The organism is Lyngbya aestuarii BL J, from assembly GCF_000478195.2.
Classification (GTDB): Bacteria; Cyanobacteriota; Cyanobacteriia; order Cyanobacteriales; family Microcoleaceae; genus Capilliphycus; species Capilliphycus aestuarii.
On the sequence record NZ_AUZM01000386.1, the window covers coordinates 1 to 383 of the forward strand.

Annotated in this window: 1 protein-coding gene; it reads right to left on the minus strand. The window is 45.7% G+C overall.

Features of this window, described 5'->3' with window-relative positions; translation table 11 throughout:
- Positions 1-351 (minus strand): NAD(P)-binding domain-containing protein (locus tag M595_RS28635; protein ID WP_275044475.1); only part of this gene is annotated, 351 nt, incomplete at its 3' end.
- Positions 352-383: the final 32 nt, after the last annotated feature.

Here is a 383-nt window from a genome sequence, read left to right on the forward strand (position 1 = left end):
CCCCATGAAACCTAATCCAGTGGATTCTAAATCTCTTGTGCGACGTTCTGTGTCTTCGTAGAGGGAGTTACCACCATCGATGATCATGTCATCTTGGTCTAGCAGGGGTTTAAGTTGTTCAATTACGGCATCGACTGGTTTTCCGGCTTGTACCATCACCAGGATTCTACGGGGTCGTTCTAGAGATTGAACAAAATCTTCTAAAGAGTAGGCAGCATGGACGTTTTTTCCTTGCGCCCGGTTTTTCATAAAATCGTCAGTTTTGGAGCTAGTGCGATTGTAAACAGAGATGGGAAAACCATTCCGCTCAACGTTGAGTGCTAGGTTCTCACCCATCACTGCCAAACCGATTACACCAAATTTCTGCTAGATCGGAAGAGCAC